The following is a 24294-nucleotide window of genomic DNA, read 5'->3' on the forward strand; positions in this document are numbered from 1 at the left end:
GAGGAGGATCAGAGGCCCTCTCGCGTCACGCCCTGCGGTGGCTCTCGCGAGATTGGCACCGTGACCGATGTAAGTGGGTCGCCTCGTAATCGTCGATGCCCGCCAGGTCCAACCCATGCCCGTCACGGTCGAGCACGACGTGCTCGTTGCGGAGAACACGGACGCCGAGCGTCGGAAGATGTGCGCACCATTCCGGCGCGCCTGCGTGGTACTCGTGATTTCCCGTCACGAAGAACGTGCCGAACGTCGACTCGAGGCTGGCGAGCGGAGCGACGTCATGTGCGAGGTCCTCGACGCTTCCATCGACCAGATCGCCGGTGATGACCACGACGTCCGCGTCGAGGTCGTTCACCTTCGAGACGACGCGCTCCAGGAACCTACGTCCGACGATCGGACCGACGTGGACGTCCGAGATTTGAGCGATTCGGAACCCATCCAGCGCTCGCGGGAGTTTCGACAGAGCAACTTCCACATGCTCGACACGAAGCGTGCGCGCTTCGAGCACGGCCAACGTCGCGGCCCCTACGCCCCACGTCACGATGAGAAATGCGCCCGCCTCGGGACCGATGCGCTCGATCTCCGGTTGTTCGAACGCCACGAGCTCGAGCACGAGGCGTAAGAGGTCGATGATGCCTGCGGCGAGCAGGAGATAAAACGCAGTCCCGATCCAGACGTAAACAGGCGCGAGCCACCAGACGGACCAACGCGGCGAAACCAGACGGCTCGCGACCACGCCCGTCGGAACGCTTGCTGCGGCGAGGACGAGCATCACCGTCAGCGCGTGGTCGATCGAGGTCGGGAAGCCGACGTCGCGGACGAGACGCATCCACAGGTAATAGTGAATGCCGCTCACCACGGCGACGCCGATCGGCAGGAACGTGACGAGTGGACGCCAACGCCCGAGGGGCGCCTGTGTCGATTGTCGCGGTGCAGCCACTCCCGCACCGACTCGAGTCTCATCCGTATGCATCGTGCGCCTCGTACTTGCGGTCGTTTCCTTGCAATTCATCTGAGCAGGCGTGCGATCGCCGTGCGTGACTCCGACGAGACCGCCAGACGGACTCACGAAATCACGCGGGCGCCGCGTGACCACTGCCCGACGCTTCCGACACGTCCCCTTCCTTCGTTGGGGTCGGCGGTGTCGGGCAGCGGCCATGCGCGATCCGACGTACTCGCACGCTGACGCGCTCGCGTTGGAGCGCGAACGTCGAATCGTCGGACGACGCGAGCGGCGTCCGATAGGCAGCCGTTACGGCGAGGCGTGGGCGATCGTGGCCGTCGGAAACTCGACCGGAACCGCGATCGTCTTCGTCTCCAGATACTCTTCGAAGCCTTCGATCCCCATCTCGCGGCCAATGCCCGATTGCTTGTAGCCGCCGAAGGGAGCGTTGGCAGAGAAGAAGAACGCCCCGTTCACGTTCATGGAACCCGTGCGGATACGGCGGGCAACCTTCATGGCGCGTTCGGGAGAGGCCGAGATCACCGACCCGGAAAGGCCGTAAATCGAGTCGTTCGCGATCCGGATTGCGTCTTCGTCATCTTCGAAGGGGATGACGACGAGGACGGGACCGAAGATCTCTTCTTGCGCGATCGTCATCGTGTTCTCGACGTCGGCGAAGAGAGTGGGCTCGATGTAGTAGCCTTTCGCGAAGCGCTGAGGCTTGCCCCCGCCCACCACGAGCCGCGCCCCCTCGGCCTTTCCCTTCTCGATGTAGGCGAGGACTCGCTCACGCTGTGCGGCGTTGATCATCGGCCCCATGATGTTCTTCATGTCGGTCGGGTCGCCGTAGGGCACATTGCGATAGATCGACTCCAGAATGGAGATGGCCTCGTCGTAACGCGAGCGCGGAACGAGAAGCCGCGTGTTCAGCACGCAGCCCTGGCCGGCGTTCGCGCACACGAAGCTGGCGCCCATTAGGGCTCGAGAGAGCTCCGCATCGTCGAGGATGATCATCGCGGACTTACCACCGAGCTCGAGCAGCGTCCTCTTGATGGTTTTCGCGGCGCTCTCCATAACGCGACGTCCCGTGGCAGTCGACCCCGTGAACGAGACGACGTCCACACGAGGGTCGGCGGTGAGCATGGCGCCGAGCGATCCGTCGGCCGACGACGTCAGCACGTTGAACGCCCCCGGCGGCAGGTCCGGGCACTGCGCCGCGACGCGCCCCAACATCGTCGCCGCCCACGGCGTGTCGTGAGCGGCCTTGAGCACGACCGTGCAGCCGGCCGCCAGCGCGGGAATGGTCTTCTGCAGGTTCGTTTGCACCGGCGCATTCCAAGGCGTGATGGCCACCACCACGCCAGCGGCCTCCTTGCACACCAGGCGGCGCGCGGCGCCGCCCATGGGCGAGCCCAGGTCCTCGAGCTCGCGCTCGAACGGATAGGTGGCCAGCAATCGGAGCGAGTAGTCGATGTCCGTGACCGAGCTGTCGAGCATCGGTCCGTGCGTGAAGGCGATCGGGCATCCGCTCTCGGCGACGATCTGACGCCGCCACTCGTCGGACGCGGCCTTGAGGCCATCACGAAGCTGGCTCAGCGCTCGGATGCGCCGTGCCTTGTTGGTCGACCAATCCGACGTATCGAAGCAGCGACGGGCGGCAGCGAGCGCGCGATCGGCATCGGCCAAGGAGGCCGCGGCCACGACCCCCGCGATCTCTTCGGTCGCTGGATTGATGACGTCGTAGGTTCGCCCCCCCTCCGCGTCGACCAACGCGCCATTGATGAAGAGCCGACGTTCCGCATTCAGGTTTTCCATGGTTCGTATCTCACTTTGTCGAGTTGTCTCTTTCAATTGCGATCGCTAGACGAGCGCCAAAGCGTCCGCGCCCGCCGGAAAGCGGAGTTGACTGGAAACGTCGTTCGCGGCTCTCCACACCGCGTCGGCCACGTCCGATGGATGGGTCACCGCGGGCGGATTCGCGAAGCCTGCGAAGATGGGTTCGGCGAACGCGGCGTAGGCCGCGGGAATCAGGTTCGCGACCGGGATGTCCGTGTTCTGAGCGAAATTCGTGGACGGGCCGTATCCGGGTTCAACGAGCTTGGCGCGCACGTTGAATGCCTGAAGCTCCAGCGCCAACGACCCCGTGAAACCTTCGATCGCCATCTTGCTGGCGGTGTAGGCCGACGCGAGCGGCATTGGGGTGAGCGTCACGCTGGAGGTCACGTTCACGATCACACCCGACTTGCGCGAGCGGAACTGCGGGATGACGGCTTGCGTCATCGCCATCACGCCGAACGTGTTCGTCTCGAAGACCTTGCGGACGTGCGACATGGGCGTCGCCTCGAACGCTCCGACGACGCCGATGCCGGCGTTGTTGACGAGCGCGTCGAGGGGTCCGCTCGCGTCGATCGCATTCGCGATGCTCGCTGCGCTCGTCACGTCGAGCGCGAGGACGCGCATACGCTCCGAGCGCGGAAAGAGGTCTTCGCGGGGGGTTCGCATCGTCGCGATGACCCGCCACCCGCGCTCGTGAAAGTAGCGCGCCGTCTCGAGCCCGTACCCAGACGAGCAACCCGTGATCAGTACAGTCTTCATACTCATTCTCCGTTTCGGACGTGGTTGGAAGTGGACGACCCATGCGGGTCGCGTTGCGTCGTGCGTCGCGCTGCTGCTCCGTCGCGGTGCTCGCAGCGGTTCGCGAGAACTGTCATCCGCGTACGATCCCGCCGACGGGCACGACGTCCTGGTATCGCGCGGCATCGACGAGCAGTGGGCCGATCTTGGCGACCAGGGCCTTCGTCTCCTCTCGCGCGAAGTGCTCGGCGTGGGCGTCCCTCGTCGTCCAGCCCTCCATAACGTGGATCTCGCTCGGGTCGTCGACGGAGCGGCAGACGAGGTAGAGAACGCAGTCCGGATTGCTCGTCGGCGTGCCGCTGAGGAGGAGCTGGATCAGCTCATCCGACTTTCCGTCGCGGGCTCTGATCGTCGCCCGGAAGCCGTGATTCGCGCTCATTCTGCGTTGGGACATCTTCATTCTCCTTATTGGTGGGCGAGGGCCCCCGGCCGCGTTCTCGCCATCCCTACGTAAGCCCGAGATCCAGACGAACCATGACGCGCAGTCCATCATTCATTCGCAATCGTCCAGAGTGTCGAGCGAGATTTGCCGTCGCGGGCGCGCGGGCGCACCCACGGCTCTCGCGTGCAAGCGATTACCGATGAATGATCGCGAGCGGTCCCTGCTCACGGCAGAATGCGACGCCGACGACGATTCGAACGCGCGACACGCGGCTCGCTCGTCGGCAACGACGCTGATTCGTGCTGTTAACCTATAGGCCGAGACGCGCCTCTTCCACCCTCTCTTGGTAGGGTCTGCGTCTCGTCGTGCTCGTCGCAGCGCGAGAGGGGCTCAGAGGCGAGGCAGGACCAGATGCACGGCCATGCCGAATGGCTGCATGGGCTCCGCCCAGATGCGGCCTCCGTGGGCCAACACGATCTTGCGTGTGATCGTCAGACCGAAGCCGAGCCCATCCACCTTCGTCGTGAACAACGGCTCGAACAGCTTCGCTTGCTGCGCGGGGGAGATCGGATCTCCGACGTCCACGATCGAAACCCGCACTCCGTCACCGTCTACCGCGCTGCGAACCGTGAGTCGTCGCTCGCGACCCGCCACGAGCTCGAGCACGTCGATGGCGTTTCGGATGAGATTGAAGATGGCCTGCTGCAGCTGCGTGACGTCACCGTCTACCTCCGGGACGTCTTCCAGCTCCACCTGCGTTCGAATGCGCGCCCGGTCGAGCTCCACGCGCGTCATGGCCAGCACGTCGCGGAGCAGGTCGTTGATTCGAACTCGGCTCCGTTGAAGGTCGCTGCCCCTCACGAGCGACCTCAGACCGTTCACCACGGCCACGACACGGTGGACGTCCCGGACCGCGCCTTCCGCGGCTTCCCTCGCCTCGTCGAGCTCCGGAGGCGAGTGGGCGAGCCAGCGCAGGCTGGCCTCGGCATTCGCCGCGATCGCGGTGAGCGGCTGATTGATTTCGTGAATGATGGAACCCGCGAGCTCCCCGAGCGACGCTAGACGAAGCGCGTTCTCGAGCTCGGACTGCTGCCGGCGGAGGGCCGCCTCGGTCTCCCGCCGCTCCGTCACGTCGGTGAGCACGCCGTAGTAGTAGAGGTCGCCGTGGTGATCGCGGTCCACGTCACCCATGCACTGGAGCCGGCGAATCTGCCCATCGAGAACGATCCGATACTCGAAGTTCATGGGCAGCAGGTTGGCGACGCTCGTGGTGAGCTCGTCCACCGTGCGTTGTCGGTCTTCGGGGATGATCTTCTCGGCCCATACCTCGAAATCGACCACCGCGAGCGTCGGATCCAGACCGAAGAGCTTGTAGCACTCGAGCGAAGCGAACGACTGCCGCGTGCGCGTGTTGTACCGGAAGTCTCCCATCCTCCCGACCTGCTGATGCTTCACGAGCATGCTCGTGGTCTCGCGCAACACGGTCTCGGTATCGAGCCGTGCGCGTCGCTCACGCTCGAGCATGGCGCCGAGGCGTGCTCTCTCGTGAGCGGCAGCAAATCGTTCGACGAGCGGTAAGAGTGCGGCCAGCGTTTCGTTTCCCACCGAACGGCCGTGCTCGAAGACGACCTGCAACACCCCGATCGGCCCGAGTTGGTGGCGCAGCGGAATCAGGAGCTGCTCACCGACCTCGCCTGCCGTCGCGAGCCGCAGGGCCTCGCTCCCGTTCCACACGAGCTCGAGGAGCTCACGCGGGAGCTCTCCGTCGACGCGCTCCTTCGCCATCGCGGGTGGCTCGGGCGCTGCGAGGTACACGGCCCCGCCGAACGCGTTCGCTTGGTCCAGAGCGCGCTCGAGCAGCTCCTCGGCCAGGCGAGCGACTTCCGCTTCGGGTGGCGTCCGAAACTCCGCGAACGAACTACGTAGCGCGATGCGCTCGAGAATCATGGTCGCCATCCCTTACTCCCGAACTGCGCGGGCCGCGCACGGCTCCGCTCCGGCCCCGCGAGTTCTGCGGAGCCGCACCTCAACCCTACCTTGGTGGGGTGGAGCGGCAGCGACGGATCGCCTAACCTGCACCAGGTGGTGGCCTCGCACGAACAGCCCGTGCCGGCGTTGACACGCTCGAACGTGAGGAATACGTGCGCGCGTCTGCCCGTGAACTGATTGCCGTCGTCGACGACGATCCCGGAATCCTGAAGTCTCTCAGCAGCCTGTTGAGGTCCGCCGGCTTCCGCGTCGCGACGTTCGGGAGCGCCGAAGCCTTCCTCGCGAGTGCGGAGCGAGACGAGGCTCACTGCCTGATTCTCGACTTGGAAATGGACGGAATGGGCGGGCTCGCGCTCTTGGCGCAGCTCGGAAAGCCACTCACGATTCCGACGGTCGTGCTCACGGCGCGGCAGAACGAAGAACTGCGCACCCGCGCCCTCGACGCCGGGGCGCACGCCTTCCTGCTGAAGCCGCCCGTGGCGGCCGTGCTCTTCGACACGATCGCCGAGGCGGTCGCGCGCGCCACGCCCTAGCGGCATTCAGCGCCCCAGCCGGGCGGACATGCGCACGAGCTCGGCCAGGGACCCCGCCTTCATCTTGCGCATCACGTGACCGCGCTGCTCCTTGACCGTGAACTCCGCGGTGCCGAACTCCGCCGCGATCTGCTTGTTGAGCAGTCCGTCGACGACACGCGCCATCACTTCGCGCTCACGTGGCGTGAGCGCTTCGTACCGCCCACGCAACTCCAAGAGCTCTTGCCGACTGGCGCGTGCTTGCCTGTCCCGCTCGATGGCGGTCGCGACCGCGGCCGCGAGCTCGTCCGCGACGAACGGCTTGGTCAGAAAATCGTCGGCGCCCGCCTTGATGGCTCGCACCGAGGTCGGAATGTCCCCCCGTCCAGTGAGGAACACGATGGGGAGCGGACGATCCTGCGCTAGGAGCTGACGCTGAAGCTCGAGCCCATCGATGCCGGGCAGTTGCAGGTCCAGTAGCAGGCAGGATGCATGATCCTCCAACTTGGCCCTGAGAAACTGGTCCGCGTCTTCGAAGAGGGTGACGCGGTACCCGAGAGAACGGAGCAACGTGGAGAGCCCCGCACGGACGCTCGCGTCGTCGTCGACGACGTAGACCGTCGCGTCGTCTCGACTCACGTGGCACCGCCGCGGTCGCCCTGGTTGCGCATGCGATCCCAGTGAAGGTCGGCTTCCCCGATGCGCGCTCCCCGTAGCGATACGAACGTCATGCCCCGAGAGCATACCGCGAGGACGCGACATCGTCCATTATCGGTCGTCCATGATCCATTCGCGATCGTCCAAACCAACGGAGACGATCGCCGGACCTCCGAGGGACTGGCGCGGTTCGCGTCCATTTGACGTCCGTTCGCCGGAGCTTCCACGGATCGAGATCCGCGAACTACCTAGGCTCCGTGCATGCGACGCACCGACTGGATCGTGGTGGGAACGGACCTTTCCGACGGCGCCGCGTGTGCGCTCGCACAGGCCGTCGTCCACGCCGCTTCGGTCTGACACGCGCCCGCTCTTGCGCGCGCAGCTGGAGGAAGCGGGTTTCCTCGGCCATAGGAAGGACCTGGCATGCGACCCCTGGATTTTTGCGGATCTTGCTCGGGTCGGAGACGCCGGATCGCGAACAACGCAAGCGCGCTCTCGAGCAGGTGGTCGCGCTTTGCAGCGACAAGAATCCGCTCCCTCGGCGCCACGCGGCGCATCCCGATCGTTCAATACGGCACGGACGGGGTCGGCGTCAACGTGAGCACGACGGAAGCCTCTTCACTGCTCTGACCTCCGTGCCGTGCGCCCACGAGGATCTTGCCGTCCACCTCGACGGGATTCGCATGGGACACGTTATATTCGCCCTTGGAATCGTAGATCCATCGGAGTTCTCCTTTGGAGGGTTCGATGGCGACGAGGAGGCTCTTGTATCGGGCGGTGATCAACCCACCGACCATCGTCGGCGTCACCTGGCCCGCGCCGCCCAGTTTGTATTTGATTTTCGTGGTCCAGACCGCCTCGCCGGTCTCGGGATCGAATGCGTGGATGGCTTCCCAGCAGGGCACCACGAGCTTCCCATCGACGACCGCTGACGCCGGCTCCTTTCCCGTGCAACTGTTCTCTACCGGCGCCTTCCACAAGACCCGTTACATCGGCGGCTCGTATTTCTTGTCGGTCGCGTCGAGCGCGTATACCTGACCATCCTGCCCGACGAGGAATACATGTGTGCTCGTGGCGACGAGCTTGTCGTGATAGAAAGCGGCCGGTAGGTTCAGGGAGAAGATGGGCTCGCCTGTATCGGCTTTGAACCCCATGACGGATTTGCCGCTCGTCCATACGAAGACGCGACCATCAGCGCTCCTGGCCGGTCTGGGCGTCGATGGCGAGCAAGGCGACCGGTTTGCCGGTACTCCCCTCGTGCATGCCAACGAGCGCGCCGCCCGCGAACACGCGCCGACTCCAGTCGGCCTCGGTCGCCTTTTCAATCTGGTACGACCACGCCGGGCGTTTGGTCTTCCGATCGTACGCCGTGAGCGTGCTCGGTTTCGTGTGCGAAATGAGCAAATCGTCGGTGACGAACAATGCCCGGACGTCCCCGGGCTGCTCGAACGTCGACACCTCGATCATCTTGGCGTAATCTCGATGATATCCGCGGTTCTTTGTTTTCCCGTACTTGTCCGGCGATATCTGGGCGGCTTGCCTCCAGAACTGCAAGGCGAGCTCGTGTTTCACCTGGGCCGAAGCAACCTCGGCGCGCCGCGCGAGCGCATTGTCGTAAATGTCTACGCTGTCCGGGATGCTCGCAAAGAGCTCGTCCGCTTGCGGCCATCGCTGGATGCGCATCTCGCGCTTCCCTTCTTCGTAAATGGCGTGATAGTCGACGAATGCGAAGCAGCCCGTTCCCAGCACGGCGAAGAGCGATCCGACGACAGCGCGAAAGAACCTGTTTCGTGACATGTGTGCTCCGTGAACTTCAATGGTTCCATGAACCAAATGGGAATCGGAATCAGAAGGGGTTCGCCGGCTTCGGGTCGAACCCCACGAGCGCGTACTTGCCGTCCTCGATGTACGCTCCCGCGAAGAGGAGCCCTCGGGCCATCACGGGTGCTGCGTGCGTCAGCTTCCGGGTGCGGTTGTTCGCATTGCGGTACAACCAGCGCACGTCGCCCGACTCGTCGAATACGGCGAAGAACGAGGCGTATTTCGCCCAGATGAGCGAATCCGCCGCTCCGGCCACCACCTTCCTCGTTCGTGACTCGTCCTGCCAATTTCGCGCCCTGCGATGGATCCGCCGACTCCCAGCGCCCGCTCCAGGGGCCGCTCGTACTTCTTCTCCGTCGCGTCGAGGGCGTAGACCTTGCCGTCTTCGGGAATCAAGTAAACGCGTTTGTCCGACGCCACCAGATGATCCGTCGCGAATGCTGCTGCGGGCAGCGTGACCGACCACGACGCGCGACCATCCGCAGCATTGACGGCATACACGGTGCCCTTCTTGGTCCGGACAAACGCGCGCTTGTGGGCCACCGCGACGGGTCCGCCTGCACCGTCGAGCGCCAGCGTCAAGGCCACCGTGCCCGAGGTTGCCTGGAGCGCGACGAGTTGATGGGGCTTTTTTTCGCTGCCATTTTCCGTGGCGAAGATGACGCGCGTCCCGTCCGAGCCCGGCTCGATGCTCAGCGTGGTTCGACCCGTTGCATACGACCAGCGGACCTTGCCCGTCGCGAGCTCGATCGCCTTGACCTCGGTCTTGTCCTCACCATCGTGGCGGTCGGCTGCGAGGACCAGGTCACCTATCAGCGTCGGCGTGTCTCTTCCCAGCTCGACCAGGCCGAGCGGCATGGTCCAGAGAGCGCTCTTCGTTTCCAGGTCATACGCAACGAGCGTTCGTTGTGGGTCGGCCATTCGGCCATTTCGCGTGAGGCTTCGACTCGCGACGCTCGCCGCGCTCCGATCGAGGGGCGTGGCGCTCGACGTGCGCCTCGTGCTCGTCACCCTGCTCGCCGGCCTCCCGCGTCGCGAGCGAGCCTTCGGTTGAACGCAAAGCACCGACGAAGGAGGACGCCGATGGAACGGTACATCGCGTCGCGAGCGTCGCGACTCGCAGGTGCCGCGGATCGAGGGACCCGCCACGGAGAGGCATGCGTCCTCCACGTTCCCGTCGGGGTGGATCTGAGCACGCACGTCGAGCGTCCCGCCGACCCCTGCGGAGAGCTTCGCCGGTCGGCAGCGCTCGGGCGCCTCGGTCGGCAGGGGCCAGCGAGGCCTCGTCAACGCGGCTGGGCTCGCGCGACGAGATCACGAAAGGTGGCTTCTCGTGGGACGAGGATCGGACCGGTCGAGGTTGGCTGGTCACGTGCAGGTGGCGGAAGGGCGGCGACGTCGAGCGTGCGCGGCGGGGCGGGTGCCGTCGCGCCTCGATCGCGTCGCGATCTCCGAGGTTCGGTCGCGACGGACGGACGAACGGCACGTTTGCTGGTCAGGGCTTGGCATTTGCCGCCGCGATGGTGCACATTGCGCCCGCCATGAAGCCTCTCCTGATAACCAGCGCGCTTCCCTACGCCAACGGCCACATTCACCTCGGCCACATGCTCGAGTACACGCAGACGGACATCTTCGCGCGGTACCAGCGCATGACCGGGCGCCGCGCCATCTACATCTGCGCGGACGACACGCACGGCACGTCGATCATGATCCGCGCACGCAAGGAGGGGCGCTCGGAGGAGGCGGTGATCGCGGACATGAGCGCCGCGCATCAGCGCGACTTCGCCGACTTCATGATCCAGTTCGATCACTACGGCAGCACGAACTCGGCCGCGACGCGCGAGGTTTGTCACGAGATCTGGGCCTCGCTGCAGAAGAACGGGCGGGTCGCGAAGCGCGACGTGACGCAGCTCTTCGATCCGCAGGCGGGCACGTTCCTCGCCGACCGCTTCGTCAAGGGCACCTGCCCGCGCTGCGGTGCGCCCGATCAGTACGGCGACAACTGCGACAAGTGCGGCTCGACGTACAGCGCGACCGAGCTCGTGGACCCGAAGAGCACGCTCTCGGGCGCGCGGCCGGAGCTCAAGAGCGCCGAGCACCTGTTCGTCTCGATCGAGCCCGACCACGCCTTCCTCACCGAATGGACGTCGTCCGAGGGCCGCATGCCGAAGGAGATCGCGAACTACCTCGCGGGCCATTTCCTCGCCGAGCCCTTGCGCGACTGGGACGTCTCTCGCCCCGCGCCTTATTTCGGCTTCGAGATCCCGGATGCGCCGGGGCATTACTGGTACGTCTGGTTCGACGCGCCGATCGGATACATCGGCACGACGCGCGAGTGGTGCGACAAGCACGGCGAGCGCATGGACGACTGGTGGCGCTCGGACAAGACCGAGATCGTGCACGTCATCGGCAAGGACATCGTCTATTTCCACACGCTGTTCTGGCCCTCGATGCTGAAGAGCGCGGGCTATTCGTTGCCTTCCCGGGTGCAGGTGCACGGCTTCTTGACCGTGAACGGCGAGAAGATGTCGAAGACGAAGGGCACGTTCGTCATGGCGCGGACGTACCTCGACCACCTCGACCCCTCGTACCTTCGTTATTACTACGCGAGCAAGCTCGGCGCGCGCGTCGAGGATTTCGATCTCAACGTCGACGAGTTCGTGCAGAAGGTGAACGCGGAGCTCGTGAACAAGATCGTGAACCTCGCGAGCCGCTCGTCGCGCTTCGTGGCGAAGACGGGCCTCTCCGCGAGCTACCCGGACGACGGCGGTCTCTTCGAGGCGGCGGCGAAGGCGGGCGCGGAGATCGGCGAGGCGTACGCGGCGTTCGATTTCGCGCGGGCGATCCGGATCATCGTGGGGCTCGCGGATCGGGCGAACGAATACGTGGATCGCGTGGCGCCGTGGGCGCTCGCCAAGCAGGCGGGCAAGGAGCAGGAGGTGCAGAATGCGTGCACGGTGGCGCTCAATCTGTACCGACAGATCGTGCTTTACCTGGCGCCGGTCTTGCCGAAGCTCGCGGCGGAGTCGGGCGTGCTCCTGAATTGCGCGATGGATCGGCACGAGCTCGCGCAGAAGCCGCTCGTGGGCACGCCCGTCGCGCCGTACCAGCATTTGATGAAGCGAATGGAGGTCGAAGCCGTGCAGAAGATGATCGAAGCGAGCCGCGCAGGGGACCCGGGCGATGCGCCGAAGGCCGCCGCGGCCCCGGAGGCGGGCGCGGGAGAAGCGGCCCCGACGAAGTGGGAGGATCCCGGCGACGCGCTCGCCAAGGAGCCGCTCGCGCCGCAGTGTTCGATCGACGATTTCACGAAGGTCGACATGCGCGTCGCGCGGATCATCGCAGCCGAGGGCGTGCCGGGGGCGAAGAAGCTCCTCAAGCTCACGGTCTCGCTCGGCGGCGATACGACGCGGCAGGTGTTCGCGGGGATCAAGGCGTATTACGATCCGAAGGATCTCCTCGGCCGGCTGGTGATCGTGTGCGCGAACCTCGCGCCGCGGCAGATGAAGTTCGGGATGAGCGAAGGCATGGTGCTCGCCGCGGGTGATGGCGAGAACGTATTCGTCCTGTCGGCCGACAGCGGGGCGAAACCCGGGATGCGGGTGCATTGAGAGGCGAGGGGGGCGGTCGTGAAAGACCGCCCCTCATTCCCTCGCCGGCCAGCTCGCCCGGAGCGCCTCCCCGAGCGCTTTTGCCTCCCCCTCCTCGTACACGTGGACGCCGAGCTCCCAGGTGAGCACCTGCGCGGGCCTGTCCTGCGTGTCCGACGCATCGATCGGAATCACGTGCACGTGGTGGTGCGGGAACGAATTCACCCGCGCCGTCGCCGCGCCGAGCGCAGCCACGAACGTCCGGCGCGGCGACAGGGCTCGTTCGAGCGCGCGTGTCGCCTCCCAGGCGAGCTTTTGCACGTCGGCATATTCGTCCCACGACAAGGCCGCGATCGACTCGGCGTGACGCCGCAGCACCACGAGCACGTGCCCCCGCCGCGCCGCGAATCGATCGAGCACGGCCACGGCGTGTGGGCTCTCGGCGAGCTCTACCGTTTCCGCGGGAAAACCCCGGGCGAGCGCGCACATCACGCACCCCTCGTACAATGCAGGCAAACGCGCCCGCTCCGCCTCGACGAGCGCGAGCGCCTCGGTTTTTCCGATCCGGGGCATGTCCCTCGTCAATGCCTCTTGTACCACGGCACGATCCGCGGCGGCGGCGACGGCTTCCTCTCGGACGGGGGCGGGAACTTCGCCGTGGGCGTGTGCGTGAGCGGCGGGCCTTTTTGTTGCTCCTCGTTTTCCTCGACCCGGGCGGCCACGATGTTCAGGCGATTTCCCTCCGGCTCGTATACAACGGAAGGAAAGGCGAGCGACGCTTCGTACATGCCGAGGACCGTCGGCACCGGCTCGGCGAGGGGAAAGGTCTCTTTCACCACCTGCACGTTCCACCGGACGCCCGTGAATCTCCGCTCCGGCGGGTGCAGGAAAAGGTATCGGGCGAGCGCGCGGAGCGCCGCCGCGCCGTCGAGGAGCTCCTTTTGGATCTCGGGCGTCCGGATCGACCAGGATTCGATCATCGACTCGTTGCAGAGCACGTACTCGCGATAGCCGACACGCTCCTCCGGTCCGGCCATCGACGCTTCATACCCCGTCACGGGCGTGTCGTGCACGAAATACACCGCCGCGATGCGCTCCGGGTGGGCGAGCGCGTCTCCGATCGACACCGGTTTGCCCGCGAGATCACGCACTTCGAGGTCCTTCTTCGAGGTCATGAGCACGGCGATCCACGCCTCGGGCTTCAGCGTGACGCGAAGGAGCCGATCGCCGTAGGACTCGCCGCCGGGGCCAAACACCGTCGCCCAGGGCGTGGTCCAGGCGTAACGCGCGCGGGCGAACGGCGTCGTGCGGAGCATTTGCGCGAGCGGCTCCTTGGCGAGGGCGCGGGCGTGGAGCTTTTGATCGAAATACGACGCGCCGTGCTCGGGGGATTCGGTGCGCGTGAGGAGCACGTGGTCTTTTTCGAGCGCCGCGATCTGCTCGCGCGTGGTCCACGTGTAGAGCACCCGGCGCGCCATCGAGCCATCCGTGACCGTGTAGGGCACGAATTTCTGGACGATCTCCTCTTCGCCCTGGTTCGGGCTGGTCCATACCGGCGCGGATGCGGACGGCGCGGGCGCGGCGGCGTGGGTGGGGGCGGCGTGGGTGGGGGCGGACGAGGAGGGCGCGGGGGCGGGCGCGGGGCCGCAGGCGAGCTCGGAGAGCGCGAGCGAGAGCAACGCGCCTTTTTCCAGCGTGGACTTGGCCCGTCGTCGATGGCCCGCGCGATCGTCGTCTCGTCCCATGGAGGGCGAGGCTACCAGCTTCCTCGCGGTCGCGCAGGGATTCCTCTCACTTGAGCGGAGGCGGCTCGTACACGCGCTTCACGTCCGCGCCGCCCGCGAATGCGTACGATCCCGCGCTCCCGTAGCCGTACGCGATGATCCCGAAAGGTTTGTCGCCGGAGAGCTTGTGCACGCCAGTTTGCAGCGGGCATTTGCGGGAATGGTACGTCTTGCCCTCGACCATGCCTGCGGGCTCGATCTGGCAGAGGTTCGTCGTGGCACCGTCGAGCATGATCTCCGAGCCGACCTCGGCCGCGATGACCACCCAGTTCTGCGTCCACGAGGGCGGCGTCGGAATGACGTATTCCGTGCGGAACTGCTCGATCGGCGGGAAGACGGTGAGCGAAGGATCGCCGATCGCGGGGCCGTCGACGTATCCGTTCGAGACCTGGAGCTGCCCCACCATGACCGGCTTCGTCGCGCCGACGACGAAATTGTCCTGCGCCCACGTGGTCTTGACCTCGCCTGCTTTGAGCACGAACGAGTCGAAGGGCGGGGGCAGGTTCGTCGTGACCGTCGCGTCCTCGGCGACGCCGAGGAATCGAATGATGTCGGGCTCGCGGTAGCCTGACGTGGATCGCACCGGGCTGCGCGTGATCACGTACCGCGAGCCGACCGATTCGACCGGGAACATCTGCTCTTCGAGGTGATCGAGGCAGCAGGTGCTGTCGCTCGTCCAGCCCCCGTACGTGGGGATCTCGACGACGCCGCCGGGCGCGCTCGTGGTCTCGACGCCCGAGAAGACGGCGACCGGCAGCGTGGCCGTGACGATCGTGGACGAGAGATCGGCCACCGTCTTGGGGTCGTCCTGGAACGTGGCGTCGTCGGTCTCGAGGTTCAAGACGTCGAAGGGATTGAGCGTGACCTTGATCTCGCCGCCGGGCAGCGTCGCGGCAATGGGCGGGTTGCCCTTGATGCGCCAGCTCGGCTTGACCGTGACGACGGTGTTCGGCTTCGTGCCGACGACGGTCACGTACGAGCGATCGATGATCTTGCCGATGCCCGGAAAATCGAGCGGGACCGGGTGCCCGGCGGGCCAGTTGATGATGCGGTAGATCTTGCCGAGGCCGGGCGTGGGCAGGAGGAGCGACGCGTCGTTCGAGTAGGCATTCTCGAAGACGTTGAACTGATACACGACGATCGGCGTGGACGAGGTGATGCGGAACGCATTCGACGACAAACACGTGCCGGGGGAGAGGTAATCGTTCGGCTTGACGCCGCAATCGAGCTCGCGCGTGGGCAGCTTCGCCGTGAAGAGCGCGCCGGGCTGCACGTCGACCGCGAGCACGAGCTTCGGTATCGCGGGCATTCCGAGCGGCGCGTCGTTCTGCTCGATCACGATCTTCGCCACGGCCTCGCCGGTATTCGAGAGGACGACGCCCCAGGGCGCGCTCGCCGGATCGTTCAAGCCGTCCTGTTGATCGAGATCGACGGCCCAGAACTCGCAGCCCACGTTGGAGGGCTGATCGGCGGCGACGTCGCAAGCGCCGGTGCATTTCCCATTGGAGCAGCCGAACCCCGCGGTCGCGTCGCAGACCTCGACGACCTCGCTCGCGTCCTTGCCGTCCTCGGAGCAGCGGCGCACCTCGTTGCCGACGCAGGAGAGGGCGCCGGGCTGGCATTCGACGCAGCCCACGTTTGGCGCGCACACGCCGCTCGGACACGTGACCGACGCGCCGGGGGTACCGTCGGAATTGCAGGGCGTGTAGACGGCCCCGAAGCATTGGCCGCAGGCCCCGCCGCCGCCGCCGGCCCCGGCGGCGCCGCCGGCGCTCGTGGAGGTGTGATCGCCGCCGGCCGAGCAAGCGAAGGGGAGCATGAAACATGGGAGGAGAAAGAGAGCTAGCAGAGTGCGCATGCGCCGGAGAATGCCACGGTTCTGCGCGTTTGCGATCGCCGGATCTCGGGCGCCCGCGGAATTACGGCGCCGTACCTTCGAGCACGCGGAGGAGCCCGAGCTCCAGCCGATGACCCGAAGCGTCAATCCCCGCGGCGAGGAGCGCGTGATCGTAGCCCGCCTCGACGGCGTCGGCGGCGCGCGCGAGGAGCGCCGCGCGGGGGGGCAGCGCGTCGGTGCGGCCTTCGAACGCGTCGCGACAATCGTCGGCCGAGCAGGAATGAAAGGCACGGCAGCGGAGCGGTCGCGCCTCGTGCACCGAGCAGTATCCGCGTTCGTCGAGCAGCGCGCAGGGGATCCGCGCGGCCCAGCGCTCCTCGTCGGAGAGCGGCTCGACGCGCGCCACGTGCCGCGCGAGCCGCTCTCTCAGGGCGAAAAGCGCCTCGGGCGCGAGTGAGCGGCGGAGCCACGCGGCGACGGCGAGGATCTCGGGCAGGGTCGCGTGCGCGTGCACGTGGCAGCAATACGAACAACCGGCCGAGCAGGCTGGGGCGCTCGAGTCCGCGCCTCGGGCGCGCGTGGTCTCCCGCTCCATCGCCGCGTGGGCCGCGAGGGCCAGCGATTCGAGGTTGTCCTCGGCGAGGCAGTCTTCGACCTCCCGCGCGACACGCGCGCGGATGGCCTCGTCTCTTTGCTGGAGGACGCGGAGGGCACGCACGGCCCGAGGATTACGCCTCGGGCCATGCGAGTCAACTGCCCATCATTTGACTTCGGCGGTATCGACCCGGAACGTGGTGATGTCCAGGCTATCGTTCGTCGTGCGGAACTGGACGCGGACGGTCTGGCCGCCGTAGCCCGCGAGCGAGAGGCTCTTCTGCACGTAGGCGCCGGCCGCCGCCTTGTTCAGGTTGCTGTAGGTCGCGAGCGTCTTCAGCAACGTGCCGGAGGTGTTCCGCAGCTCGACGAAGAGCTGGTCGTATTGCGTCGTCGTCGTGGTCTCGGCCGAGGTCACGTTGAGGTAGAACGTGAGCGTCGGCGAGGCGCCCGTGGGGATCGTGATCTGCTGGTACATCGAGCCCGAGACGCTGACGGCATTGCCGAAATACGGGTACCCGGTGCCCGAATGCGGGTAATTGCCGTTGTTCGTGTAGAGCGCGCCCGTGCCGCTCAGCACCCAGGGGCTCACGCTGCTCTCGAACGTGCCGTTTGCGAGCAGATTCGTCCCGCTGCCGCCGCTGCCGCCGCCGCTCGATGCGGGGCATTCGCCGACGCCGACGGCGCACCAGGCGGTCTGCGTCGAGGTGTATTGCGCGCTCGACGCGCCGAACAGCGCGCTCGCCGCGCTCAAGGTGGCCTGGCGGGCGCCCGCGAAGTTCGTGCTCGAGGTCATGTAATCGGCGAGGGCCTTGTACCAGATCTTGCCGGCGTCGTCGGCGCCGATGCCCGTGACGTTGACGCCGCTCAGGTGGTGCGTGCCGCCCTTCGCGAGCAGGTAGAACGCGTGGTTCGGGATGCCCGAGTTGATGTGGACGCCGCCGTTGTCCTCGGTGCCCGTGTACCGCTCGCTGTAATGGTCGGGGTCGTCGTTCGACGTGAACCCGTTGTTGGTCGCGTTGTGCGGGTTATCCATGTAGCGGAGCGCGTCGCCCGTGGTGCCCGGCGTGTAGCAGTCCTCGCCGATCTTCCACGTGTCGGTGCTCTCGCCATAGACGTACCGCTCGACGAGCGCGCCGAAGACGTCCGACCACGACTCGTTCAGCGCGCCGGATTCGTTCTGGTACGTGAGGTTCGCCTCGTATTGCGTCACGCCGTGCGTCATTTCGTGCGCGGCGATGTCGAGCGAGACGAGCGGTGAGAACGTCGAGCCGTCGCCGTCGCCGTACGTCATCTTGCTGCCGTCCCAGAACGCGTTGTTGTAGGACGTGCTGTACCGGACGATGGAGCTGATGAGCCCCGCGCCGCCGTTCGCCGCCGCATACGCCACGGGGCCGCCCGCGCCGTCGATGCCATTGCGGCCGTGGACGGTCTTGTAATAGTCGTAGACCATCGACGCGCCGAAATGGGCGTCGACCACGATCCTCTGATCGCTGCTGTTCCAGATGTCGTCCGTGTCCGAGACGCGATACACGGTGCTCGTGCCATTCGCGTAGCTGAACGTGCCGACCTTGCGGGTGAGATCCTCGGGGTAATACTTGCCGCCCGAGCTGCTCGTGCCGATGGTCACCGTGCCGCTGTAGAGGGACGTGCCCTGCGCGGTCTGGAGGTTGTCGTAGCGGTGGATCTCCTTGCCGCTGTGCGCGTCGATGAAGATCACGGGCATCGCGGTGTCGCGCGTGTTGTCGATGCGGCGGAGCTGCACACGATAGGCGAGGTGATCCTCTCCTCCATGGCGCATCACGAGCAGATCGACCTCGGGCGCCGCGCTCAGGCACGATTCGCAGACGTATCGATCGAGCGCCGCGCGGATCGCCTGCTTTTCGGTGAGCGTGGGCGAAACCGAGAGATCGCGGCGAATGCGCTTCACGAATCCATCCGTGACGTCGCTCAGATTGCCATTGCGATCGAGGTGCACGATCGCCTCGCCCTCGAAGACGGGCAAACCATTGAATTTTTGCTGCATTCGCGTGTGGGCGAGCGAGAGCTCGTCGATGCGCACGCGCTTCACCTCGATGTCGTCCTCGCCGTCGAGGCCGAGCGTCTCGAGGTTCACCGCGATGTGCGCGCGGCTGATCGCCTCGGCCAGCGTTCGTTGATCGGCGTTGCCGGCCGGCGTGAATACGGGCCTCGATCCCTGCGCGGCGGCCTCCTCCATTCCTTCGGCGGGAAGGCTCTCCTCCGGCATCTCGGAGACCGCGCAACCGGCGGCCAGAACGAGCGAGAGACCCCCCAGGGTTTTACCGAAACGACGAGCGCCAAGCATGGAGTTCGGTTGCTTCTTCGACATGACCCTTCTTCCGCAAACAGGTGGAGGTTTTCCGTAAGCCGAAAGTATGGAGAAGCGATGCGATGGGAATTCCAAACCCTCTCCCTGTCAAGCGCCAAGCGGCGATCGATTCCGCGCCAAGGGAGTCTCGCTTCCAGTGAACCAAGAAACTTTCAGCGGTCGGCGAACGTAGGATGCACGACGGCGATGACGCGTGGCGACATGAACAACGAGTGCTTTCCACGTTGTCGCGGGTCGTTGTAAGATTTTCGATCGGACATCCGGAGCGTAACGTGAACGAGCGATCCATCACCTGTCTGTTGTTGCTTCTCACTTCTCTCGCGGCGTGCGGGGGAGAACCGAATCCATCCCCCGGCGCGGGAGGCGCCGGGGGCACGGGGGGGACCGGCGGGGCCGGCGGAATGGGAGGTGCCGGGGGCGCCGGCGGAATGGGCGGCACCGGAGGCATGGGCGGCGCGGGCGGAATGGGCGGCGCGGGCGGCGCGGGTGGCGTCGGCGGAATGGGAGGTGCCGGGGGCGCCGGTGGAATGGGCGGCGGCGGGAGCGAGGCGCGCGTGGTCGTCGGCTTGATCAATGCGCCGGACGAGTTTTTTTGGCAGGCGGCGTCGGTCCACGTGGTGGCGAAGGCGGACGGCGCGGTCGTTCATGACGAGCTGTGGGGCACGGGCGTGCCGGAGCCGATCGTGCTGCCCCGGGAGATCCCGATCGAGGGGCTCGCGGACGACGCGCTCGTGGAGGTCTCGCTGGAGAGCGACGTCGACGGCAAAGGAACGGACGTGAGGCAGCGCCTCGCCAGCACCCGCGCCCGCGCGGGCAAGACGCACCTGCTCCGCGTCACGCTGAGCAGCAATGATTGCAACGGGGGGTGTGGCCCGGGGCTCACGTGCAACTGGGGTCGCTGCCTGGATCCTTATCTCGCGCCCGAGGTGCTCGAAGACTACACGCCCGATTGGGCAAAATATAGCTGGTGCAAGCCGAAGGAGCCGGGCGCGCCGACGATGACGCTCGGGCAGGGGGACAAGATCTGGAGCCCGCTCGCGGATCAGGACACGCTCCAGGTCTGGGCCGGCGATCAAGGGGGGCACCATATCTTCGTGTCGCTCCGCACGCGCGGATTGAAGCAGACCGCGGTCGTGAAGCTCACGGCGACGCTGGTCGGCTCGGGCGAGGTCATCGGGCCGTCGCAATCGGTGCGCGTGTTCCCCGACAGACCGGCGCAGGGGTTTTGCGAGGCGAAGGGGATCCTCTTCCGGATCGATTCGCAGCTCGACATGGAGGCGCTCGTGAACCAGCAGGTGAACCTGAAAGCCGAGGTCTCCGACGCCGATGGAGCGGCCGTCACGGAGCAAAAAACGGTGGTGTTTGGTGCGCCCTGACGAACGGACGGGGATGGCCTTTCCAGCGGAGGATCGGAGGACTTGGGGATGAAGCGTAGCAAGCTTGCGATTTGGGTCGCCGTCGGGCTCCTGCTCTCGGCGTGTAGCGATGAGGGCACGGGGACCCCGTCGGGGACGGGCGGATCCGCCGGGACCGGCGGAATGGGCGGCGTCGGCGGAATGGGCGGCGTCGGCGGGACGGGCGGCGTCGGCGGTCAAGGCGGCGATGGAGGAATGGGCGGCGCTGGAGGAATGGGCGGCGCCGGAGGAATGGGCGGTGCCGGCGGTCAAGGCGGCGCCGGTGGAATGGGCGGCGCGGGCGGCGGGGGCTCGATGGGCCTGCACTTCGTCGTCGACGGCTCGTATCCCGCGTCCGTGGGCGCGGGCAATACCGCCGTTCGTACGGCCGACATGGACGGCGACGGCAAGCTCGATCTCGTCGTGACGAACACGAGCGGCGGTTTCATCGGCGTTTTGCGAGGCAAAGGGGACGGGACGTTCCAGGAGATCGGCCGCGCCCTGTTCGAATCGATAAGCACGTACGTCGCGGTCGCCGACATGAACGGCGACGGCAAGCCCGACGTCATTGCGACGAACAGCTTCTCCGGGACCCCGAACGGCGTGTTCGTCGCCCTGAACCAGGGGGACGGCTCGCTCATGGCGCCGAAGCGATACGAGACGGCCGGCTTCTCGCCGGGCGCGTTCGCCGCGATCGACGTCGACGCGGACGGCGACGTCGATATCCTGGTTTCCCGCGGGGCGAACGGCTTCGACGTGCTCACGAACGCCGGAGACGGCACGCTCACGCTCGTGGCGTCGTACATGACGCCGGCCGGCAGCACGCACAACATGTTCGGCCTCGCCGCGGGGGACGTCGACGGTGATGGATTCGTCGACGTCGTGGCGAGCAGCACGGCGAGCGCGAACGTGGCCTTGCTCTGGAAGGGCACGGGCGGCGGCGCGTTCGGGCTCGGCACGACGCTCCCGGCGCAGCGATCCGAATCGATCGCGCTCGCGGACCTCACCGGCGACGGAAAGCTCGACGTCGTCGTCGGCCCGCGGCAAGCGTTCACGAACGGTTATGGCGTCCTCGTGAACAACGGCAATGGCACGTTCGCGCCGATGGTGAAATACGCGAACGGGATGGACGCCGAGATCGAGGAGATCAAGGACGTCGACGGCGACGGCCAGCTCGACGTGCTCCTCGCCCATCGCTTCGGCACGGCGTACGTCCTGAAAAACACGGCCGGCGCGCTCTCCGATCCGATCGAGCTCGAAGCGGGGCGAAACCCGAAGGCGCTCGCCGCGGGCGACGTCGACGGAGACGGGGATACGGACATCGTCGCCGGCAACGACGGCCCCGGGATCTCGGTCCTCCCGGGCGACGGAATGGGCAGCTTCCTCGCGCCGCTCGGCGTGCCGTACGGCGTCGGCGCCCGTCGATCGGTGGCCGCCGATTTCGACGGCGACGGGCAAAAAGACATCGTGTTCAGCCATGTCGCGGCGGTGAATACGATACTACGAGGAAAGGTCGGCGGCGGGTTCGAATCGGCGGGTTCGAACGACGTCCTCGAGGCGCCGCTCGGGCTCTTCGCGTTCCCGGCAGACGAGAATCCGAGCCTGGACCTCGTCGCCGTGCTGCCGGGCGGGAATGACGAGGGCTACATGGTACAGGCCTTCCCGAATACGGGCGGCGTTTCGTTCGGCCCGTCGATTCCCTCCTATCCCGGATTCTTCGGCGCCGGCAGCACGGACATCGGCGACACGGACGGCGACGGGGATCTCGACATCCTCGTGGTGGCCGACACGAACAACGGAGGCATTTCGCTCCTGAACAACGGCGATGGTACGTTCTCGGACGCGGAATACCTTTATACGGACGCCGTGGCGATCGCCGATTTCAACGAAGATGGGAAGCTCGACTTTGCTGGCGCAGGCGAATTCGTGGTCTTCGTCCAGCCCGGCAACGGAGACGGGACGTTCGCGAATGCCCTGGAATACCTGCTCGTCGACGACATCATCGCCGACATGGCGGCGGGCGACGTGAACGGCGACGGGCACGCGGACTTCGTGGCGACCCACCGGCAAGGAGACGGAATCGTCCTCATGCTCGGCGTCGGCGATGGCACGTTCATCGGGACGACCTTCAAGCTGGGCCTCGGGCTCGCGCAGAATCCCGTGATCGAGGATCTCGACGGGGACGGAGACGAGGACCTCGTCGTCCTCGCGGGCGGACGGGTGAACGTGCTCCTCTGGGACGGTGATTTCTTCACCGCCGGGCCGACGATCGGCGAGATTACGCGACCGACGTCCGTCTCGGCGTCGGACGTGACGGGGGACGGGCGGCCCGACCTGCTCGTCACGTCGAATACCACGAACTCGCTCGTGGTCCTCCGGAACGCGAACTGAATTTTCGTCCCCACCGGGCCGGGGAGCTTTGCTAGGATCGTCCCGGCCGATGTCCGCGAAGTCCGAAAAGCTCCCCTTCCTCGCCTACCACACCAGCACGGGACAGCCTCCGGAGCTCGTCCCCGGGCCCATCCAGCGCGAATGGATGAACGAGACGCGCGACGCGTTCGCGAACCGGTGCCTGCCGCTGCTCATCGCGAACCAGGCCGGCTGGCTCGTCCTTTCGCCGCACACGGTGCGGGCCATCTGGGACGGGACGGACTCGTTGAAGAGCGTGTGCATCGAGAACATCGAGGGCCCGGAGCCGTACCTGGCGATGAGCCATTTCGGGCACGGGATCCTCACGTTCTCGATTCCGTTCCTGTTCCGCACGCCGCCCGGGTACAACCTGCTCGTCCGGGGACCGGCGAACATGCCGAAGGACGGCGCCTATCCGCTCGACGGGATCGTCGAGACGGACTGGACCACGGCGACGTTCACGATGAACTGGCAGCTCACGCGGCCGCAGCACCCGGTGACGTGGAGGAAGGGCGAGCCGATCGCGATGATCGTGCCGATGCGGCGCGGCGAGCTCGAATCGTTCGAGCCGGAGCTGCGCGGTCTCTACGACGATCCGGAGGTCGCGAAGGCGTACCTCGAATGGCGTAACAGCCGGTCGCAATTCATCAAGGAGCTGCCGATCGAGGGCTCGAGCGCGAACCAGGCGGCCTGGCAAAAAGACTACGTGCACGGCCGCGCGCCGGACGGGACGGTGGCGAAGGACCACCAGCGCAAGCTCGCGCTGAAGCAATGGAAGAAGGGGAAGAAGCCGTGATCAAGCGGCTGGCCGACGCGATCGTGCATGGCTTCGGGTTCAGCGCAGGCAAGGCGCTGTTCGACGAGGCGGTGGAGAAGGTCGAGGAGGCAACGCGGGAGCCGACGGCCAAGGAGCGCGAGGCAGCGGCGAAGGAAGCGCAAAAGCGCGCCGCGGCAGAGGAGAAGGCGCGTTTGGCGGCGGCGAAGCAGGTCGAGAAGGATCGGAAGAAGGCGGCGGCGGAGATCGATGCGGAGCTTGCGGCGCTGAAGAAGAAGATCGGGACGAAGTAGCGGGCCGGGGTGGGGGCGCCAATGCGGCGGGGTTCCGGGACACGCATTGCAATGCCGATCATGCAGCAATGCCTCGACGCTCCCCGGACGGAGACGCCGAGGTGGTGCTGCCCCTGCCGAAAGAAGAGGCCGACGCGCTGATGTCGAGCCTGGAGAAGCTCTGGCAAGGATCGGTCGAGAGCCACGAGAGTTGTCGTGACGGGATCAGCACGCTCGTCCGCGCGCGGAGGTCGGGCGCGTGGAAGAGCATCGTCGTCAGCGGTTGTAGCGGCGTTCCTGGGCTCGCAAAACCGTTGTGGCGCTGGCGAAGGCCCAAGCGCTGAGCCCAGGAGA

The 24294-nt window shown here is 66.4% G+C and carries 22 protein-coding genes; 7 read left to right on the forward strand and 15 right to left on the reverse strand.

What is annotated here, in order from left to right:
* Positions 1–25 precede the first annotated feature (25 nt).
* From QHF84_RS29295 to QHF84_RS29315, 5 genes are all read right to left on the reverse strand, one after another.
* On the reverse strand, positions 26–937 hold the full coding sequence (locus tag QHF84_RS29295) for a metallophosphoesterase (protein ID WP_281316743.1): 912 nt from the start codon (positions 935–937) through the stop codon (positions 26–28).
* Between the two features lie 312 nt (positions 938–1249).
* On the reverse strand, positions 1250–2755 hold the full coding sequence (locus QHF84_RS29300; protein WP_281316744.1) for an aldehyde dehydrogenase family protein: 1506 nt from the start codon (positions 2753–2755) through the stop codon (positions 1250–1252).
* Positions 2756–2800: 45 nt separating this feature from the next.
* On the reverse strand, positions 2801–3535 hold the full coding sequence (locus QHF84_RS29305) for an SDR family oxidoreductase (RefSeq protein WP_281316745.1): 735 nt from the start codon (positions 3533–3535) through the stop codon (positions 2801–2803).
* 112 nt (positions 3536–3647) lie between these two features.
* On the reverse strand, positions 3648–3968 hold the full coding sequence (locus QHF84_RS29310) for an antibiotic biosynthesis monooxygenase (RefSeq protein ID WP_281316746.1): 321 nt from the start codon (positions 3966–3968) through the stop codon (positions 3648–3650).
* 378 nt (positions 3969–4346) lie between these two features.
* Positions 4347–5903: an ATP-binding protein gene (locus tag QHF84_RS29315; protein ID WP_281316747.1), complete on the reverse strand. Its 1557-nt coding sequence runs from the start codon at positions 5901–5903 to the stop codon at positions 4347–4349.
* A gap of 194 nt (positions 5904–6097) precedes the next feature.
* Between QHF84_RS29315 and QHF84_RS29320 the strand changes: the two genes are divergently transcribed.
* Positions 6098–6478: a response regulator gene (locus tag QHF84_RS29320; RefSeq protein WP_281316748.1), complete on the forward strand. Its 381-nt coding sequence runs from the start codon at positions 6098–6100 to the stop codon at positions 6476–6478.
* A 6-nt stretch (positions 6479–6484) separates the two neighbouring features.
* Here QHF84_RS29320 and QHF84_RS29325 read toward each other — a convergent pair whose 3' ends face one another.
* From QHF84_RS29325 to QHF84_RS29345, 5 genes are all read right to left on the reverse strand, one after another.
* Positions 6485–7096, reverse strand: a complete 612-nt coding sequence (locus QHF84_RS29325; protein ID WP_348652887.1) for a response regulator — start codon at positions 7094–7096, stop codon at positions 6485–6487.
* 584 nt (positions 7097–7680) lie between these two features.
* A complete protein-coding gene (locus tag QHF84_RS29330; RefSeq protein WP_281316750.1) occupies positions 7681–8094 on the reverse strand; it encodes a PQQ-binding-like beta-propeller repeat protein in 414 nt (137 codons plus the stop codon).
* A 6-nt stretch (positions 8095–8100) separates the two neighbouring features.
* Positions 8101–8382, reverse strand: coding sequence for a PQQ-binding-like beta-propeller repeat protein (locus tag QHF84_RS50290; RefSeq protein WP_348652888.1), 282 nt, complete (start codon positions 8380–8382; stop codon positions 8101–8103).
* Complete coding sequence (locus tag QHF84_RS29340; protein ID WP_281316752.1) at positions 8306–8911, reverse strand: hypothetical protein; 606 nt, start codon at positions 8909–8911, stop codon at positions 8306–8308. The genes QHF84_RS50290 and QHF84_RS29340 overlap by 77 nt, the downstream gene beginning before the upstream one ends.
* A gap of 159 nt (positions 8912–9070) precedes the next feature.
* A complete protein-coding gene (locus QHF84_RS29345; protein WP_281316753.1) occupies positions 9071–9856 on the reverse strand; it encodes a PQQ-binding-like beta-propeller repeat protein in 786 nt (261 codons plus the stop codon).
* 620 nt (positions 9857–10476) lie between these two features.
* Between QHF84_RS29345 and metG the strand changes: the two genes are divergently transcribed.
* Entirely contained in the window at positions 10477–12546 is a 2070-nt protein-coding gene (metG, locus tag QHF84_RS29350; RefSeq protein WP_281316754.1) for a methionine--tRNA ligase, read from the forward strand.
* 33 nt (positions 12547–12579) lie between these two features.
* On the opposite strand, the gene QHF84_RS29355 is transcribed toward metG, so the two are convergent.
* The 5 genes from QHF84_RS29355 to QHF84_RS29375 all read right to left on the reverse strand — a co-directional run bounded on the left by QHF84_RS29355 (position 12580) and on the right by QHF84_RS29375 (position 19090).
* Positions 12580–13098 (reverse strand): HIT domain-containing protein, encoded by a 519-nt coding sequence (locus tag QHF84_RS29355; RefSeq protein WP_281316755.1) that lies wholly within the window; start codon positions 13096–13098, stop codon positions 12580–12582.
* An 8-nt stretch (positions 13099–13106) separates the two neighbouring features.
* A complete protein-coding gene (locus QHF84_RS29360) occupies positions 13107–14270 on the reverse strand; it encodes a hypothetical protein (RefSeq protein WP_281316756.1) in 1164 nt (387 codons plus the stop codon).
* 46 nt (positions 14271–14316) lie between these two features.
* The gene (locus QHF84_RS29365) at positions 14317–16128 is read right to left on the reverse strand and encodes an IgGFc-binding protein (RefSeq protein WP_281316757.1); all 1812 of its coding nucleotides are present in this window, start codon (positions 16126–16128) and stop codon (positions 14317–14319) included.
* A 100-nt stretch (positions 16129–16228) separates the two neighbouring features.
* Positions 16229–16864: a YkgJ family cysteine cluster protein gene (locus QHF84_RS29370; RefSeq protein ID WP_281316758.1), complete on the reverse strand. Its 636-nt coding sequence runs from the start codon at positions 16862–16864 to the stop codon at positions 16229–16231.
* Positions 16865–16906: 42 nt separating this feature from the next.
* Entirely contained in the window at positions 16907–19090 is a 2184-nt protein-coding gene (locus QHF84_RS29375) for a M4 family metallopeptidase (protein ID WP_281316759.1), read from the reverse strand.
* 272 nt (positions 19091–19362) lie between these two features.
* Between QHF84_RS29375 and QHF84_RS29380 the strand changes: the two genes are divergently transcribed.
* The 5 genes from QHF84_RS29380 (at position 19363) to QHF84_RS29400 (ending at position 24284) form a co-directional block, all read left to right on the forward strand.
* Complete coding sequence (locus QHF84_RS29380) at positions 19363–20466, forward strand: hypothetical protein (RefSeq protein ID WP_281316760.1); 1104 nt, start codon at positions 19363–19365, stop codon at positions 20464–20466.
* A gap of 48 nt (positions 20467–20514) precedes the next feature.
* Positions 20515–22875, forward strand: coding sequence for a VCBS repeat-containing protein (locus QHF84_RS29385; protein ID WP_281316761.1), 2361 nt, complete (start codon positions 20515–20517; stop codon positions 22873–22875).
* Between the two features lie 49 nt (positions 22876–22924).
* Complete coding sequence (locus QHF84_RS29390) at positions 22925–23689, forward strand: DUF6065 family protein (RefSeq protein ID WP_281316762.1); 765 nt, start codon at positions 22925–22927, stop codon at positions 23687–23689.
* Complete coding sequence (locus QHF84_RS29395) at positions 23686–23961, forward strand: hypothetical protein (RefSeq protein WP_281316763.1); 276 nt, start codon at positions 23686–23688, stop codon at positions 23959–23961. Before QHF84_RS29390 ends, QHF84_RS29395 begins: the two co-directional genes overlap by 4 nt.
* 68 nt (positions 23962–24029) lie before the next feature.
* Entirely contained in the window at positions 24030–24284 is a 255-nt protein-coding gene (locus tag QHF84_RS29400) for a hypothetical protein (protein ID WP_281316764.1), read from the forward strand.
* Positions 24285–24294: the final 10 nt, after the last annotated feature.

It is taken from the genome of Polyangium sp. y55x31 (assembly GCF_029946505.1).
Classification (GTDB): Bacteria; Myxococcota_A; Polyangia; order Polyangiales; family Polyangiaceae; genus Polyangium.